General features: G+C 56.7%; 17 protein-coding genes and 1 tRNA gene. 11 read left to right on the forward strand and 7 right to left on the reverse strand.

Annotation, left to right across the window (positions count from 1 at the left end; all coding sequences use genetic code 11):
- Window positions 1-957 precede the first annotated feature (957 nt).
- The 3 genes from VF694_RS06960 to VF694_RS06970 all read right to left on the reverse strand — a co-directional run bounded on the left by VF694_RS06960 (window position 958) and on the right by VF694_RS06970 (window position 3035).
- A complete protein-coding gene (locus tag VF694_RS06960; RefSeq protein ID WP_003802647.1) occupies window positions 958-1755 on the reverse strand; it encodes a UDP-2,3-diacylglucosamine diphosphatase in 798 nt (265 codons plus the stop codon).
- On the reverse strand, window positions 1745-2254 hold the full coding sequence (locus tag VF694_RS06965; RefSeq protein WP_039943527.1) for a peptidylprolyl isomerase: 510 nt from the start codon (window positions 2252-2254) through the stop codon (window positions 1745-1747). The genes VF694_RS06960 and VF694_RS06965 overlap by 11 nt, the downstream gene beginning before the upstream one ends.
- A gap of 169 nt (window positions 2255-2423) precedes the next feature.
- Window positions 2424-3035 (reverse strand): tetratricopeptide repeat protein, encoded by a 612-nt coding sequence (locus VF694_RS06970; RefSeq protein ID WP_230406263.1) that lies wholly within the window; start codon window positions 3033-3035, stop codon window positions 2424-2426.
- A 264-nt stretch (window positions 3036-3299) separates the two neighbouring features.
- Between VF694_RS06970 and cysS the strand changes: the two genes are divergently transcribed.
- The 10 genes from cysS (at window position 3300) to VF694_RS07020 (ending at window position 11685) form a co-directional block, all read left to right on the forward strand.
- Window positions 3300-4751: a cysteine--tRNA ligase gene (cysS, locus tag VF694_RS06975; protein ID WP_059318754.1), complete on the forward strand. Its 1452-nt coding sequence runs from the start codon at window positions 3300-3302 to the stop codon at window positions 4749-4751.
- Window positions 4736-5407, forward strand: a complete 672-nt coding sequence (locus VF694_RS06980) for a DNA-3-methyladenine glycosylase family protein (RefSeq protein ID WP_003802640.1) — start codon at window positions 4736-4738, stop codon at window positions 5405-5407. The genes cysS and VF694_RS06980 overlap by 16 nt, the downstream gene beginning before the upstream one ends.
- 26 nt (window positions 5408-5433) lie before the next feature.
- The gene (locus VF694_RS06985) at window positions 5434-6399 is read left to right on the forward strand and encodes an acetyl-CoA carboxylase carboxyltransferase subunit alpha (RefSeq protein WP_003802638.1); all 966 of its coding nucleotides are present in this window, start codon (window positions 5434-5436) and stop codon (window positions 6397-6399) included.
- Entirely contained in the window at window positions 6371-7477 is a 1107-nt protein-coding gene (gene tilS / locus VF694_RS06990; protein WP_440163989.1) for a tRNA lysidine(34) synthetase TilS, read from the forward strand. Before VF694_RS06985 ends, tilS begins: the two co-directional genes overlap by 29 nt.
- Window positions 7478-7645: 168 nt before the next feature.
- Window positions 7646-8899: an aspartate kinase gene (locus tag VF694_RS06995; protein ID WP_003802636.1), complete on the forward strand. Its 1254-nt coding sequence runs from the start codon at window positions 7646-7648 to the stop codon at window positions 8897-8899.
- Between the two features lie 60 nt (window positions 8900-8959).
- Window positions 8960-9052 (forward strand) — tRNA-Ser (locus VF694_RS07000).
- Window positions 9053-9461: 409 nt separating this feature from the next.
- On the forward strand, window positions 9462-10022 hold the full coding sequence (locus VF694_RS07005) for a hypothetical protein (RefSeq protein WP_237714438.1): 561 nt from the start codon (window positions 9462-9464) through the stop codon (window positions 10020-10022).
- Between the two features lie 169 nt (window positions 10023-10191).
- A complete protein-coding gene (locus VF694_RS07010; RefSeq protein ID WP_162829359.1) occupies window positions 10192-10332 on the forward strand; it encodes a hypothetical protein in 141 nt (46 codons plus the stop codon).
- On the forward strand, window positions 10322-11242 hold the full coding sequence (locus VF694_RS07015) for a prohibitin family protein (protein ID WP_003802633.1): 921 nt from the start codon (window positions 10322-10324) through the stop codon (window positions 11240-11242). Before VF694_RS07010 ends, VF694_RS07015 begins: the two co-directional genes overlap by 11 nt.
- 83 nt (window positions 11243-11325) lie before the next feature.
- Window positions 11326-11685: a DUF4870 family protein gene (locus VF694_RS07020; RefSeq protein WP_003802631.1), complete on the forward strand. Its 360-nt coding sequence runs from the start codon at window positions 11326-11328 to the stop codon at window positions 11683-11685.
- On the opposite strand, the gene VF694_RS07025 is transcribed toward VF694_RS07020, so the two are convergent.
- The 3 genes from VF694_RS07025 to VF694_RS07035 form a co-directional block, all read right to left on the reverse strand.
- Window positions 11686-12669, reverse strand: coding sequence for a helix-turn-helix domain-containing protein (locus VF694_RS07025; RefSeq protein ID WP_039943525.1), 984 nt, complete (start codon window positions 12667-12669; stop codon window positions 11686-11688). It abuts the gene before it with no gap.
- Window positions 12670-12896: 227 nt separating this feature from the next.
- Window positions 12897-13967 (reverse strand): nitrilase, encoded by a 1071-nt coding sequence (locus VF694_RS07030; RefSeq protein WP_003802627.1) that lies wholly within the window; start codon window positions 13965-13967, stop codon window positions 12897-12899.
- A gap of 221 nt (window positions 13968-14188) precedes the next feature.
- Window positions 14189-14446: a hypothetical protein gene (locus tag VF694_RS07035; protein ID WP_003802624.1), complete on the reverse strand. Its 258-nt coding sequence runs from the start codon at window positions 14444-14446 to the stop codon at window positions 14189-14191.
- A gap of 109 nt (window positions 14447-14555) precedes the next feature.
- On the opposite strand from VF694_RS07035, the gene VF694_RS07040 reads away from it, so the two are divergent.
- Complete coding sequence (locus VF694_RS07040) at window positions 14556-15155, forward strand: phenylacetic acid degradation protein PaaY (protein WP_131071385.1); 600 nt, start codon at window positions 14556-14558, stop codon at window positions 15153-15155.
- Window positions 15156-15404: 249 nt separating this feature from the next.
- On the opposite strand, the gene VF694_RS07045 is transcribed toward VF694_RS07040, so the two are convergent.
- Window positions 15405-16409, reverse strand: coding sequence for an extracellular solute-binding protein (locus tag VF694_RS07045; protein ID WP_003802621.1), 1005 nt, complete (start codon window positions 16407-16409; stop codon window positions 15405-15407).
- Window positions 16410-16421: the final 12 nt, after the last annotated feature.

A 16421-nucleotide genomic window follows, 5' to 3' on the forward strand; every position in this document is an offset into this window, starting at 1 on the left:
ATTTATCGGTCTGTCTGTCTGTCTGTCTGTCTGTCTGTCTGTCTGTCTGTCTGTCTGTCTGTCCGCTTATCTAGCGATGTACCAACTTGATAGGCACGTTTTTAGTGACTATTGTGTTCAAGGGTTTGTTGGCAAATAGCGGGTTTGTCGCCCGTTGTTTGGTCTGGCATGGCTTGTCTTGGCTTCGATACGCTGCTGCTTATTGAAGGGAGCTTGGTCTCAGCAAGGCGCCTCTCGGTTCGTCTGCCCCGGTATCCGGGCTGACTACTTGCCGGTGCTGTGCACCGGTACCCTTGTCGGTGTTCGGATACAGGCGCGCCCTTAACTCGCGGGGTGTCTTGTCCACCGGACAAGACACAAGCGTCCCGCTCAAACAGAAGGGCGATTGCACCCCGTATCCGAACACCGCCTGCGGCAAGCAGTCTGAACCGCCCCGGATACCGGGGCAGACGAACCGAGAGGCTCACAGTGAGGAGGGGACAAGCAGCCTTGCTGCTCATGGTGCTAAGAGTCGATGTTCGGACACGAGACCTGCTTTCGATGGTTCTCTTCAGTAGCCGCGAGTGAAAGTATCTTGCTGGCAAAAATCACGGTCTCTTTTGCGTTTTTGAGGGGGTAGTTGGACTCGACGGGCGAGTCAGGGCTCTGGCCGCAGGCTCTTGCAGTATCCAGGATGCAAGCCCTTTGCTGTTTGAGCGGGGTGCTTGTGGTTCGTCCGGGGGACGAACGACCCCGCGAGTTCACAGGGCGCCTGGATACTGCAAGAGACCAGGGAGCTCGTGCGCAGCGCGGGCCGGACACCCGCCAAGTCGAGCCCAACTGCCCGCTCAAAAATGCTCATGCAGCCACCTTGATTCCTGCCACCAGCACCGTGTGAAGAAAAACAGGTTTTATCGTAAGAAGGTATAAAAAGACGGGGAGCTTAAACCTGGCTGGCTGTAGGTGAAGTCACTCTTACTAAGGTCTCAGTGTCTGGCACTGATCCTCTTTACCCCATTGGTGCAAGCAAAGCTGTGTGCCTTCAATACTGATATAGCCGCCACGGCGTTCTCCTTGCGAGGAGTCCGCCTCCCAATCCGGTAGTACCCATCGGCGTACCGGCTCAAAGCCGGGAATGTCATGCACTGCAGGGCGATGTGTATGACCATGAATCAGGGCCTGCACAGGATGGGCCTGGCAGGCAGCAATAATCGCCGCAGGCTGCACATCCATAATCTCTTTGGACTTGTATTGCTTGCCGCGCTGGCTACCGGCGCGGGCCGAGTCGGCAATACGTTGGCGCAGGCTTAAAGGGCAGGCCAGATAGAGCTTTTGCAGCCAGGGTTTGCGTACCCAGTAGCGAAAGCGTTGGTAGTCTAAATCATCCAGACAATACTCATCGCCGTGTGACATCAGAATCAAACCGGCCGAGGTGTCCAGGATGACTTGATCCGGCAATAGCGTGGCGTGGACATGGCGGGCGTAGGTGTCACCCAGCAGAAAGTCGCGATTGCCGCGCATTAGATAAAGCGGATGCTGCTGCGCAAACGTGCGCAGCGCCTCACTGACTTGAGCAAGCCAGGGGGCAGGGCGGGAAATTTGATCGTCACCAATCCAGGCATTGAAAATATCACCGCCCAGAATCAAGACCTGTGCCTGATGCTGGGCGGAGTGCAGAAACTGCAGAAAATCCCGGAGGGTGTCTGGATTGTCCGGACCCAGATGCAGGTCCGCGGCAATCCAGATCTTGCCGGTCAGCGTGAGCTTATTCGACAATCGTGGCTTTTTCCAGAATGACGTCATCAACAGGCACGTCTTGGTGAAAGCCTTTGTTGCCGGTGCGCACGCCCTTGATCTGATCGACCACCTCTGTGCCTTCAATCACACGGCCAAACACGGCGTAGCCCCAGCCGTTGGCGGTGGGCGCGGTGAAGTTCAGGAAATCGTTGTCGGCCACGTTGATGAAGAACTGAGCGGTCGCCGAGTGTGGATCGGAAGTGCGAGCCATGGCCAGGGTGTATTTGTCGTTCTTCAAACCGTTGTCGGCTTCGTTCTTGACGGGCGCATTGGTCGCTTTTTGCTTCATGTCGGCCTCAAAGCCGCCGCCTTGGATCATGAAGTTGTTGATCACACGGTGAAACACGGTGCCATCGTAAAAACCGCTGGTAACGTAGTCCACAAAGTTGGCCACGGTATTGGGGGCTTTTTCTGCGTTCAGCTCGACCAGGATGGTGCCGTAATTCGTCTGCAGTTGGACGCGGGGAGAGGTGCTCATAGAAGTGCCTTCAGAAGAAGTGGAAGAATCTGCTGCCATAGCCGGACTGCTCATCATAGGCATAGCCATACAGGCAGCAATAAGCAGGGTGCGCAAGCCGCGAGCCTGATCACACCATTGAAATGTGCTTGCAAACATAAGATAGGGGCAATCCCGTCAAATAAAAATCTTATTGTTGCAGAATTTGGCCAGTTTGTTGTGCGCGTTGGGCTGCTTTGGGCACACCGCTGGCGGCCGCCTGCCGGTAGGTGTCATTGGCCAGCATGAGCTGGACTTCACCCATATTGGCGCGTGCCAGCGCATAAGACGGATCAGCGGTCAGAGCCATCTTCAGGGCCTCCAGAGCCAGCTCCAGCTTGTCTTGCGCAATGTACTCAGCCGCCAGATTATTCCAGGGCTCGGGAAGCTCTGGATAGTAGGTGGTCATGTCCTGATAAATGCGGATGGCGCCATTGTGATCGCCGCTGGCCGACAGGGCACGCGCCTTCAAAAACAGCAACTGCACATTGGCACCCGGTTCACCCCGGTCCTTGCGTTGCTCCAGCTGTTTCTCGATGGCCTGAAGGGCATCGGCATGACGGCCTTGAGCAATCAGGGTGCTGATGCGCTGGCTGATTTGTGCGCCACTCAGAGGCAAAGCGGTATCGACGCTGGGAGCCAGTACGTCCAGCGCGCGAGCCAGACCCTTCCAGCCACGTTCAGGTTCGGGAGCGATATCCAGCAAGGGATCGTTTACCCGCGCACTGGGCGGGGGCAAATCGGGCAGGGATTGGGCGCTCACGGTGTGGCCCAGGGCCAGCAAAAGGGCCAGGGAGCAAGGAGCGAGAAACCGAGTCCGTCTAGATGTACTGAACACAGAGGGGGCGCCTATAAAATCTGGCTTGAAGACCAGGAAGGTTGGTAGATTGCTGCCTTTAACGAGGTCTGCTTGCTATACTTATTGACCATCATTCTAACCTTGCCTCTTGCCGGGCGGGAAATACGGAACCTCATCCAAGGGCAATTGTTCTGGCACAAGGTTCCGATTTTATGACGATTACAGGCCATGTTGCGCATTTATAACTCGTTGTCACGCTCTAAAGAGGTGTTTTCTCCGGTTGAACCGGGCCACGTACGTATGTACGTCTGTGGCATGACGGTCTACGACTTCTGTCACCTGGGGCACGCGCGAATGCTGGTCAGTTTTGACATCGTGCAGCGCTGGTTGCGAGCAAGTGGTTATCGCGTCACCTATGTGCGCAACATTACTGATATCGACGACAAGATCATCCGTCGCGCCGTCGAGCGCAAGCAGCTCATGTCTGAAGTCACGGACTTCTATATTGACGCCATGCACGCTGACGAAAAGGCCCTGGGTGTGCAAAGTCCGGATTCGGAGCCCCGTGCGACCCAGCACGTGCCTGACATGCTGGGCATTATCGCCAAGCTGGAAGAAAACGGCCTGGCCTATCAGTCTGAAGATGGGGACGTGAACTACGCGGTGCGTCAGTTTCCCGGTTATGGCAAATTGTCAGGCCGCTCTTTGGATGATTTGCGGGCGGGCGAGCGCGTTGCCCTGAATTCTGCCAAGCGTGATCCTCTGGATTTCGTACTCTGGAAATCGGCCAAAGACGATGAGCCGGCCGAGTCCAAATGGGAGTCCTCGTACGGTCTGGGTCGACCAGGCTGGCACATCGAGTGTTCGGCCATGAGCAAGGCGCTGCTGGGTCTGCCCCTGGATATTCACGGCGGTGGCCCGGACCTGAAATTTCCGCACCACGAGAACGAAATCGCTCAAACGGAAGGGGCCTTTGGCGGCCAGTTGGCCAATGTCTGGATGCACTGCGGTCCCCTGATGGTGGACTCGGAAAAAATGTCCAAGTCTCTGGGCAACTTCCGTCGCATTCGCGATACCGTGGCTCCCGAGGGCCTGGCCGACGACCAAAGCAGCTATATCGCCAATCCGCGTGAAGCGGAAATGCTGCGCTTCTTTATTGTGCGCAATCATTACCGCAGCCTGCAAAATTACGCGCCGGACAATCTGCGCGATGCCCAGCAGGCTCTGGATCGTCTGTACCAGACCCTGCAACACGTTCCTGCTGCCGACGTTCAGATCGACTGGACGCAAGGCCCCGCCTTGGCGTTTGCCGAAGCCATGAACGACGATTTCAATACGGCTGGCGCTATTGCCGTTCTGTTTGAACTGGCTGGCCAGGCCAACCGCGACAAGGATGCGCAGGCCGCTGGTCTGATGCGCGCCCTGGGGGGCGTGATCGGCCTGTTGCAAGTGGACCCGGCCGTCTACTGGCGCGCCAGCACACGTTTTGGTCAGGCAGCCAGCGTGGCCGGTGCCGATTCCTTGAGCGACACCCAGATTGACGAGCTTCTGGCTGAGCGCAGCCAGGCCAAGCAGAACCGTGATTTTGCGCGTGCCGATGCTATTCGTGAGCAGCTCAAAGAGCAGGGCGTAGAGCTTGAGGACCGGCCAGGTGGAGCAACACAATGGCGCAGGGCCTAAGCGGCGTTCAATCCGGCCCTCAAGTGCGCTTGGTGGGCAAACCTGACTACTGGGACGACGCGTGCGCCCAGTTGATGAAGCGCGATCGTATCTTGCGCAAGCTCATCCCCCAGCATGGCGATTACTGGTTGCAACATCAGGCGCCGGCTTTTACCACATTGGTGCGCTCCATCGTGGGCCAGCAACTGGCCTCGCGTACAGCAGACCAGTTGTGGGCGAAGTTGCTGGAGGGCTGCGGTCAGGCGCTGTCGCCCCAACTGATTTTGGAGCTGGGCTACGAGACCTTGCATGGATTGGGTTTACCCAAACGCAAGGCCGAATATATCGTTGATTTGGCGACGCACTTCGATGCCCGTAAAATCGACCCCCAGGCATGGCAGTCCCTGTCTGACGAAGCCGTTATTGCTGACCTGTGTGCCATTCGTGGCGTCGGTCGCTGGACGGCGGATATGTTTCTGATTTTCAACTTGCACAGACCCGATGTTCTCCCTTTGGACGATGCGGGTCTGCTCAAGGCAATCTCTCAGCACTATTTCAGCGGCGAACCGGTGTCCCGGTTCGAGGCGCGTGAAGTTGCCCAAGCGTGGGCGCCGTGGTGTACGGTGGCTACCTGGCATCTGTGGCGCAGTCTGAACACAGTTGCGGTACGATATTAAATTAGGCCTAAACCTTAAGAACCGACATGCGAAATACATTCCTGGAATTTGAGCAGCCTTTGGCCGAGCTCGAAGGCAAAATCGAAGAGCTCCGCTATGTGCAATCTGATTCCGCTGTGGATATTTCAGAGGAACTCAGCCGTCTGCAGCAAAAAAGCCAGACGCTGGCCAAAAATATTTACGCCAAGCTCACGCCTTGGCAAACGGCCCTGGTTGCTCGCCATCCACAACGTCCATATACCCTGGACTATGTAAACCAGATTTTTTCGGACTTTCACGAGCTGCACGGCGACCGCATGTATGCGGACGACCTGGCGATCGTGGGGGGGCTGGCACGATTCAATGGCACCCCCTGCATGGTCATTGGTCACCAGAAGGGGCGCGACACCAAAGAGCGTGCCCGTCGCAACTTTGGCATGCCTCGCCCGGAAGGGTATCGCAAGGCCTTGCGACTGATGCGCCTTGCCGAGAAATTTGGTATTCCCGTGTTCACCTTCGTGGATACTCCTGGCGCGTATCCTGGCATTGGCGCTGAAGAGCGGGGTCAGTCCGAGGCAATCGGTCACAACCTGTTTGCCATGGCCAAGCTGCGTGTGCCTATCATCTCCACCATTATTGGTGAGGGCGGCTCGGGCGGTGCCCTGGCCATCGCCGTGGGGGATGTGGTCTCCATGCTGCAGTACTCCACGTATGCCGTGATCTCGCCGGAAGGCTGTGCCTCGATTCTCTGGCGTAGCGCCGACAAGGCTCCCGTCGCTGCCGAGGCTCTGGCCATTACGGCGCCCCGTCTGAAAGAGCTGGGTCTGGTCGATCGCGTGATCAATGAACCGATCGGCGGCGCGCATCGCGACCCCACGATGATGGCTCGTCAGTTGGGCCGTGCCCTGGCCGACGCCTTGCGTCAGGTGTCGGGTCTGACTACCGAGCAATTGCTGGCGCAACGCATGGAACGTCTCCTGGCCTATGGCCGCTATCAGGAAGTACGTGCCTGATCCATTGCCTTGCAGTCCGCTGGGGGGCTTTAGCCCCTCGCCTGCGCTGCTAAAGGCGCTTGACCACCACCTGAGTTTTACAAGCAGCGATAGCATCGCTATCGCCCTGAGTGGTGGCGCGGACTCGGCTATGCTGGCGGTACATGCCCATTTTTGGGCCAGCCGCCGCAAAGTCACACTTCATTTTTTCCATATTCATCACGGCCTGCAAGCCTTTGCCGATCAGTGGCAAGCGCATGTGCATGACTTGGCGGCGCGTTTGCAGCGACCCTGTCACAGCTTGCGGGTCCAGGTGCAGTCCCGCCGTCTCAGCGCGGATGGCATGGAATCCGCCGCACGTGATGCCCGCTATCAAGGTCTGGCTGAACTGGCGCATTTTGTTGGCTTGCAGCATGTGCTGCTGGCCCATCATCAGGACGATCAGGCTGAAACCGTTTTGATGCGTTTGCTGCGAGGCACGGGCACAACCGGCTTGGGTGCGATGGCACCCCATATGCAGCGTGATGATCTGAGTTACTGGCGACCCTGGCTGGAGCAGCCCAGGGCACTCATTCTTCAAGCCAGTGAACATTTTACGGCGGCCACAGGCTGGCACGCAGTACAAGACCCCACCAATACCAATCCTGATTACACCCGTGGCGCGGTGCGTGACTTGCTCACGCCTGTGCTGGATGCACGCTGGCCCGGTTGGCAAAGCCGTTTGCAAAGACAGGCCCACCTGAGCCGTGAAACGCAGGAGGTCCTGGACAGTGTGGCGCGTCAGGATTGGCTGGGTCTGGAGCCGGATGAAACCGGCCGCAGCTTCAGTTTGAGCGCCTGGCGCGGTCTGGAACCGGCCCGGCAAAGCATGGTGATCCGTTATTGGTTGCAGGAACAGGGCGCCGGTTTGCCCACGCATGCCCGTCTGGCAGAGCTGCTGCGCCAGCTGCGTGGCGTGCATGCCCAGGGTCACGACAGAAATTTGATGTGGAAGCATGGACCAAACCTGATCCGCTGTGTTCGTGGTCGGGTGCTGATCGAATCTGCCGGTTCAGGCGGGCAGCAAGCCGGCCTGAAGGCCGATCAAGCAAGTAAGTAGTTTTGGGGTGGCCTGTGGCAGGAGCGTGGGCTATGGTGTTGAGTCGACAAAGTATGTGTTTTTTTGCGTGCGCATGTGGTAGAGCCTGCGCTTGGGGCACAGAAAGTCGTTAGAATAGTTGGGTTTTGTGTCTATCCCAGACCTTAGCCCTTTGATGCAGAGTAAAAGATGTCCCTGATCGTACATAAATATGGCGGCACGTCGATGGGCTCGATCGAGCGCATCCAGAATGTGGCGCGTCGGGTTGCCAAATGGCATGCCGCCGGGCACCAGGTGGTGGTGGTTCCTTCGGCCATGTCCGGCGAAACTAACCGCCTGCTAGGCCTGGCCAAAGAACTGAGCGTTCAGCCTGATCCGCGTGAGCTGGATATGCTGGCAGCCACGGGCGAACAGGCCAGTAGCGCCCTGTTGGCCATGGCCCTGGCGGCCCAAGGCGTACCTGCCCGCAGCTATACCGGCTGGCAGGTTCCCGTAAAAACTGACAACGCCTACACCCGTGCTCGCATTCGTTCTATCGACGACACCCGCATCCGCCAGGATCTGGACGCAGGCCGTGTGGTCGTGGTGACCGGTTTCCAGGGTGTGGATGATGAAGGCAATATCACGACCCTGGGTCGTGGTGGCTCGGACACCTCGGCGGTGGCGGTGGCAGCGGCCATGAAGGCCAGCGAGTGCCTGATCTACACCGATGTGGACGGTGTCTACACGACCGACCCGCGCGTCGTGCCGGAAGCCCGTCGCATGAAAGTGCTGTCTTTTGAAGAAATGTTGGAAATGGCCTCTCTGGGCTCCAAGGTTCTTCAAATCCGGTCCGTGGAATTTGCCGGCAAGTACAAGGTGCCCGTACGCGTCTTGTCGTCCCTGACCGACCCCATGATTCCGCTCGAAGAAGAAATGTCTTCGGGCACGCTGATTACTTTCGAGGAAGACCAAAAAATGGAAGCTGCCGTTGTCTCTGGCATCGCCTTCAGCCGTGATGAAGCCAAGTTCACCCTGCGTGCCGTGCCCGACACCCCTGGCGTGGCCTATTCCATTCTGGGCCCCATTGCCGCCGCCAATATTGAAGTCGACATGATTTTGCAGAACCTGTCGGTTCAAGGCACGACCGACTTCTCCTTTACGGTCAGCCGCAATGATGCACTGCGCACCAAGGAATTGCTGACCAATCAGGTTGGCCCTGCCGTGGGCGCTGGTGAAATCGTGTTTGACGAAGCCGTTTGCAAAGTCTCCATCGTGGGCATCGGCATGCGTAACCACGCCGGTATTGCCAGCTCGATGTTCCGTGCCTTGTCCGAAGAGGGCATCAATATCCAGATGATCAGCACCAGCGAGATCAAGACCTCTGTGATTATTGCCGACAAGTACATGGAATTGGCTGTGCGTGCCTTGCACAAGACTTTCGAGCTGGATCAGGAAAAATAATCTCTTTTGCTATTTGCATTGGTTTTTTATAAATGCTATAGTAGCTTCTTTCCTAGAGCTGGAGACGTGGCCGAGAGGTTGAAGGTACTCCCCTGCTAAGGGAGCATACGGCTTATACCCGTATCGAGGGTTCGAATCCCTCCGTCTCCGCCAGCTGGAATTAAATTAAGCCCTTGTTTTCAAGGGCTTTTTTTATTGCCTGCTGTTTTCTGACGATATGTCGGCCCCTTAATGGCCGGCAGTCACCAGATACTTGCACCACTTTTTTTTGCATCCGCCACGCGGATTGCGCTGTGTTCACTCCGTTCCCGTGATACGTAAAAAACAATAATTGTTACCTTTCCCTTGCTTCATCCGAATCAGTTGCGGATCTGGGAAGGAGGGATGTTTCAAACAACACGGATTGCAAAGAGTGCAAGACTTTTCAAACAAAGACACTTGAAGAATGAAAAGGCTGTGTCGTTTTTGGCACAGGCCAAGTAAAGCAGCGGGTCTCGTGCTTACAATCAAACAAAGTGTTTTGCGTCGTTCAAGACGGCAGTCTTGTTTTTTAGGGCGAGCGATGATTAAACGAGTCCTCTGTATCTGTGGCATAGCCTTGATGGGCTTGCCGTTTTTGGCGTCTTCAACTGAGCTGGCATTAGATGAGCAGGTGGTGACTCGTTACGTGCAAAGCCTGCGCGATATTTTGCCCGTGCTCCAAACGGTGGAGCGCAGCGAGCCCGTGTGGGACGGGGGACAGCCGGATGGCTTGCCGCCTGTACTGGAACTTGAGCAGGTGGAGCGCGGCTCGGACTTGTACCGCCAGTTAAATAGTCTGACGCAAAAACATGGCTTCTCCGGACTGGAGCAATGGGACACCGTGGGCCAGCAGATCTGGCTGACCCGTCTCTATATCCAGGAGCGTGAAGATCTGGATTCGGTCTATGAGCAGCTGGATGTACTGGAAGCCGCTTTGCGTGATAACGCCCGCCAGTATTCCACGGCCGAGCTCGAGCAGTTAATGCGCACGTTCCAGGACAGCAAAAATCATATTCTGCGTTTGATCGCAACGCGCAGTGATGTCCCTCCCGTACAGGCACATATGGCTGATCTGGATGCGGCACTGGCTTCGCTGGAGTAACGAGGCGGCTGTCAGGTACGGGGCAGCACGATGCAATGGTGCTCGTTGGGAATGGATTCCCCGCAATTCGGGCTAGTTGTCATATTTTGACGCTTCTTTTCTGAGCATGACAGAAGGAATCGGGGATAATTGCCGTCTTGTTGAAAACTAGTGGGAAGACTGAAGCGTCATGCGTATCATCTTGATTTTGTTGGGGGCTGCGGTATTGGCCTACCTGATTGCCAAAGGCATACGGCAACTGATGGTGGAACGGCGTCAATTAAAAGACCAGACGCGACAGCCACGCCCAGGAAACCGTGATGAGCACTGATAAAAATCCATTTACTAAACTGGCTGCGAAAACAAAGTCTGAAGGTGGCGCCAATTATTCCAGGGGACTCGGTTTCCTGGGGGCTGCGCTGCTTATTTTCCTGATCCTGATTGTGGCCTCCATGGGCTCATTTCTGCAGGTTGACCAGGGGGAGCGGGGTGTGGTGCTGCGCAACGGCAAGCTGGTGCGCGTGGCCGAACCGGGCCTGGACTTCAAGGTACCGTTCTTTGATACGGTGCGCAAAATTTCGGTGCGTGACCACACGGTTCGCATGCAGCTGGAAGCCTATAGTTATGATCAGCAGTCTGCCTCGATGGTCGCATCGGTCACGTATCGCGTGCCAGAAACCGATGTGGCCCAGCTGTATTCCGAATATGGTTCGCTGGAGGCGTTGGAAACGCGCTTGCTCGAACGCAAGGCGCTGGACGTGATCAAGAACGTGTTTGGTAAATACACGGCCGCCCAGTCGATTCAGAATCGTGAAAAGCTCGGGGCCGATATCAACGAAGCCATGCGGGTGACGCTGGAGTCTGCGCCTTTGCAGATGATGGGCGTGCAGGTTGAGGAAGTGTCCTTCTCCAAGGCTTACGAGCAGTCGATCGAAAACCGTATGCTGGCTCAGGTTCAGATCGAAACCACTCGCCAACAGAAAGAAACCGCCTCCATCCAGGCGGAAATCGAGGTGGTTCAGGCTGAGGCTCAAGCTCGTGCTCAGCGTGAACGGTATATGGCCGAAGCCGACGGCATTCGTTTGCGCGGGGAAGCGGAAGCCAAGGCTATTTCGGCCAAGGCACAGGCACTGGCGCAAAATACGAATCTGGTCAATTTGAATGCCGTGGAGAAGTGGGACGGCAAATTGCCAGAGAGTCTGGTGCCTGGTTCGGCCATGCCTTTTATCGGGTTGCGCTAAGGCAGGGGCTGGCCTGAATAGACTTTCTTCGGTAGCGTTAGGACAAGCATGACGCTACCGATTGTGTTTCCAAGGAGTGATGGATGAATGAAGAAATGAACCCTGTCCCACAAGGTGGGGGTAGCAATCAACTGGTCAGTCTGCGTAATCTGACACTCATCAATTACGCGCTGTATATCTTGTCCATGTTTGGCGGCATTACCGCCCTGGTTGCCATCATCATCAATTACATCAAACGCGATGAAGTGCGCGGCACGTATCTGGAGTCGCACTTTGACTGGCAAATCCGCACCTTTTGGTGGGGCTTGGCTGGTGTGGCCCTGTCTTTCTTGCTGATGGCGATTCTGATCGGTTTTGTGACGATCGTCATCGTGAGCGTCTGGATCTTGTACCGTCTGATCAAAGGCCTGCTGGCCCTGAATGACGGCAAGGCGATTGCCTGATCAGCCAGTCATCAAGCGTGGTTGAGAAAGGGCTCGCATCGCTTCGCGGGCCTCTTTGGGCGGTACCCCAAAATGCTGTCGAAAGGCACGGCTGAAATGCGCGGAGCTGCTAAATCCCCAGTGGTAGGCAATCTCGGTAATGGTTCGCTTGTGATGAGCCAGGCGGCGCAAGTCTTGCTCAGCCCCTTGCAGGCGCATGGACCAGATCCAGTTTGTCAGTGAAGTCGCCTCGCCGTCCCAGGCGCGGTGAATCGTGCTGGCGGCCAGCCCCAGACGCTGGGCGATCTTGCCAACGCACAGTTCAGGATCGCGCAGGTTTTCCAGCACATAGGCTTTGATTCGCTCGCGTCGCTGCGAGGCCGTGTGGTCTTTCAAGGGCAGTGTGCTCAGATTGTCAGCCAGTGCCGCCACCAAAATACCCACCAGACTGTCCGCCAGCGAGCGGTCTACCAGATCCCCGCGGGACGGCGGGCTGTTCATCAGCTCGGACACCATATGCGAGAGCAGGCGTGCCGTACCGGATTGGGCGCTGCTCATCGTGCAGGCGGTCATGTCTTCGGCATGGTGCAAGCGTTTGCGCAAGATGGAACCGGGCAAGGAGAGCACATATTGCTCAAAATCCTGGTCAAACAAAAGCTGGTAAGGGCGGGTGGAGTCGTACAGGGCCAGATCTCCAGGCTTGAGATGGGCCGTTTTTTGGTCCTGAATCAGCTGCCCGGTGCCCGCGACCTGAATGCTGAGCAGAAAAATATCTTCAGAGGCGCGGGAGATTTGCAATGGCGTGCGCAATACGGTTTGCGTGGTCGAGGTGATTCGGGACAGATTAACGGCGGCCAGTTCGCGACGAGTAATGGCGCCAAAGAAGGGAGCCGTGGAGCGGGAGGGAACGGCACATTCCAGTTGCACATAGGCTTTGTTGACGGCTTCCATCCAGTAAGGGGCGCGCCGTGCGGGGGGAATTGTCGTCGTAGACCATTGCTCCATGGAAGACCTCGTCGTCTTAGAACCAGAGGCAGATAGCAAGCGCTGCCATCAGCCGAACTGGCTAAGTATCCGGTATGTTCCAGGGTTTGGACCAGACCAGAAAGCGTCCCAGGAGGCGATAATTTCAGACCAGCTGGAGCCCGGCGCCTGGCTTACCCCTCAATGAGCGAGCAGCAAGCGCACCGGGCCCTTTCTGTGGGGCGTAAAGGTTGATCGACCTGGACCCGTCAGGATGGCTCGTGCAGCAGTACCGTGTCAGTGCTGTAGTTTGGCTGAGTAGGCTCGGCCGGAGCGCTGCTCAGTGGCGATGGGCTAGCCGTGCTCTCTTTAACGACGCTTTTGGGGTGTAGGCGGGTCATAGGCTCACGATGCCCCAAGTCCAGCACCAGGCGGGTGGCTTCGGGTTTGGAATAGTGCCCCACAGGGTCATTGATGGCCTTGGCGTAGGCAATTTCTTCCATGTCCAGATCAGCGATGATCAGGCCTTCGGCATCATGGGGCAGGTAAGGTGCCAAGGTACGGCCATCAGGGGCAAAGATCATGGAGCTGCCTCCGCCTACGGTCAGTAGATGGGCGTTGTGCTCACCGACTTCCAGCATGTCCAGCGTCTCTTGGGTGACGACACTGCTGGCAGCAATCGTAAAGCACTGACCCTCCACCGAGTAAATCTGTGAAGCGGCCATATTCACCTTGGCGCTCAACGCATGTGCCTGTTCGCTGTACAGTGAAAAAGAGGGCCAGGCAGCAATGTGGATTGCCTCATGCTGGGAGTAAAGTGCGTATTTGCTCAAGGGGGAGAGGTGCTCCCAGCAGCACAAGGCTCCGACCCGCCCCAGCTCGGTATCGGAGACGATCAGGTCGCGGGCATACCCTTCACCAAAGACCGTGCGCTCTACATGCGTGGGTTTGAGTTTGCGGCGCGACCACAACATCTCGCCCTTGTCATCAATCAGGCACTGCCCCAGATACAGGCTGCCGCCACTACGCTCGCTGTAGCCCAGGGCAATAAAAATACCCAAGGTACGCGCGGCCTGGGCAATGCGATGAAATTCTGCACTGTCCAGACAGAGCGAGTTGGCCTGATAACGGGCACTGTATTTGAGTGACCAGGCCGGTGCGCCCAGCCAGACATGAAAAGGGTAGCCCGGTAGCCAGGTCTCGCCAAACACGATCAGGTCGCATCCCTCATCGCGCGCCTGACGGGCAAGTTCAATGGTCTTGTCCACGCCGGCTGCCAGATCGTAATTGGGAGAGGCGGCCTGTACGGCGGCGGCCCGAACGATTTTCCTTGTCTGCATACATCCTCCATGTCGCGGTATTCGCGATCTTGATCCCCATGCCGTGCACAATACCGCACCCGGCCGTTATGATTTGACTCAGTGTAGGGCCGGGAGCGGGTGAGGAATTGACTGACCGACGCAGCAGACTTGACTGGTAGGCGCAGGCTCAGGGAAGTTCGGATGAGCGTTTGAGCCGGATAGCGACGGGCGCAAGGAGGCGGTCGCCGCGTTTCTGTTACTTATGGTGCGAAGCTGTATTGCACCGTCAAGCCCAGACCCAGGACCCAGAGGATCAAGGGGATTGGATGCATCAGCAGGCTGGGAATGGTGCGCAGGATAAAGCCGAGCAGACGGGTAAACAGCCAGAGCAGGGAAGGCGATCTATCTGTTTCTTTCATATAAATCATGCCTTGCGCCAGCAAAAAGGACTGCGACAGGTAGGCGGCGTAAAACACCATGCCCAAGCAAAAGGCCAGCCAGTAATACAACATGCTCATAGGATGCAAAAAGAAAGAGGACGGCGCATTATATCGAGCTGTAGAGGCTATGATCTTCTTTTTGGCCGGACCCCGTGCTGGCCAGGTGCAGGCTTTGTACGAGGCAGGTATGCAAAATATTTATTCTATTGATGGTCTGGTGCCCGTCGTTCATCCTACGGCCTTTGTTCATCCTACCGCCGTGTTGATTGGGGACGTGATTATCGGCGAAGGGGTTTATATCGGCCCCCTGGCGAGTTTGCGTGGCGACTTCGGGCGCATCATCATGAAGGCGGGGTCCAACATTCAGGATACCTGTGTGATCCACGGCACGCCCTACCAGGACACCATCGTGCATGAGGACGGTCACGTCGGACATGGTGCGGTGCTGCACGGATGCGTGATTGGACGCAACGTACTGGTGGGCATGAATGCGGTGGTCATGGACGCGGCAGATATTGGCGCGGACAGTATTATTGGCGCCATGGCCTTTGTTAAAAAAGGCATGCAGGTGCCGCCGCGCAGTCTGGTGGCCGGCTCTCCCGCAGTAATCGTCAAAGAGCTGGATCAGAAGGCCATTGATGGGAAATTTTTCGGAACACGCATGTACCAGCGTCTGGCTCAGCGCTCGCTGGCGACCATGCAGCGTGTTGAACCTTTGACCGAAGTAGAGGCCGATCGCCCACGCCTGCGTGAAGACCAGATTTACCCGGTGGATTGCTCCAAGTAGAAGCTTGAGTGGCACTTTGCTTCTCTCAGCCCCAGACGGTATTGCCGATTTATACGCGGGTTTGAATACGCATAGGGCTGTGTATTGGCATCCTGCGAGTCTTGCTTGCCGCCGTGTGTCGGCAGTAATAATGAAAAAACCCTTGGCATGGAGTGATATCCAGAGGCCAAGGGTTTTTTGTGCGTTCAGTCTTCAGGCTGCAAGGTCTGAGCTGCCAAGCAGGACGAGGCAGCCCCGTGCTTGCCGGACTTATTTGCCTGCCGCCGCCAAAGCCTGTTTCCAGGCGTCGAGCACGGTGTTGTACTCAGCCGCCGCTTTCAAGGGATCGATAGTGGCCACTTTGATCTGATCCAGGTTTGGCAACTGGGTCAGTTCGGCCACATTGATGTCGCTACGGGTGGGGCGACGGAAGTTTTCTACCAGTTCGGCTTCCTGTACTTCCTTGGACAGCAAAACGTCTACCAGTTTGCGAGCTGCCTCCTGACCGTTCTTAGGATTCTTGATCACGGCCACGCCTTCCGGGGCAACAAAGGTGCCGTCTTCGGGGTAGATCAGCTCAATCCCTTTCTGGCCACCGGCGACGTAGGCGTAAGCGGCGTATTCCATGGTCACGCCCAGTGGGTATTCACCGTTAGCCACACTTTTGTAGACCTGGCCAGAACTCTTGGACACGATGACGTTGGCAGCCAGTTTGTTCAGGCCTTCCGCGCCGTACAGTTGGTAAATACCGTAAACCTGATCGTAGGCACTACCCGAGGAGGCGGGATCACCGATGATGATCTTGCCTTTCCACTGAGGGTCGAACAAATCAGACCAGGTCTTGGGAGCGGCCAGGCCTTTCAGCTGGCGCTCGTTGGCCATGATGACCATGACGTGGGCATTGGAGCTGGTCCACAGGCTGTCCTTGCCGTGGAAGGCCTGCGCAATAGCCTTGTTCTCGGGTGATTCGTAGGGCTCAAAGTTTTGCTGGAAAGCAGCCATGGTGCCGTAACCAGCACCCCAGACCACATCGCCCAACGGGTTTTGTGCTTCGGCTTCGATACGCTTCATCAAGGCGCCCGCGCCTGAGGTTACTTGTTGAATGGACAGGTCCGGCGCGGTTTTGCGGGCGATTTCCAGGGCCGTATCAATGGTTTGCACATTGTTGGGCGTATACATCACGGCATTGGCGGCCAGAGCGGTACTGGACAGGGACAGGGCGCCGACACTGAGCGAGAGTGCCAGACCTGTTTTCAGGAAACGTGTAGTCAGCATAATGAGCCTTTT

The sequence above is a fragment of the Alcaligenes sp. Lyrl_28 genome (assembly GCF_051948705.1).
In the GTDB taxonomy this organism is placed as follows: Bacteria; Pseudomonadota; Gammaproteobacteria; order Burkholderiales; family Burkholderiaceae_B; genus Alcaligenes; species Alcaligenes ammonioxydans.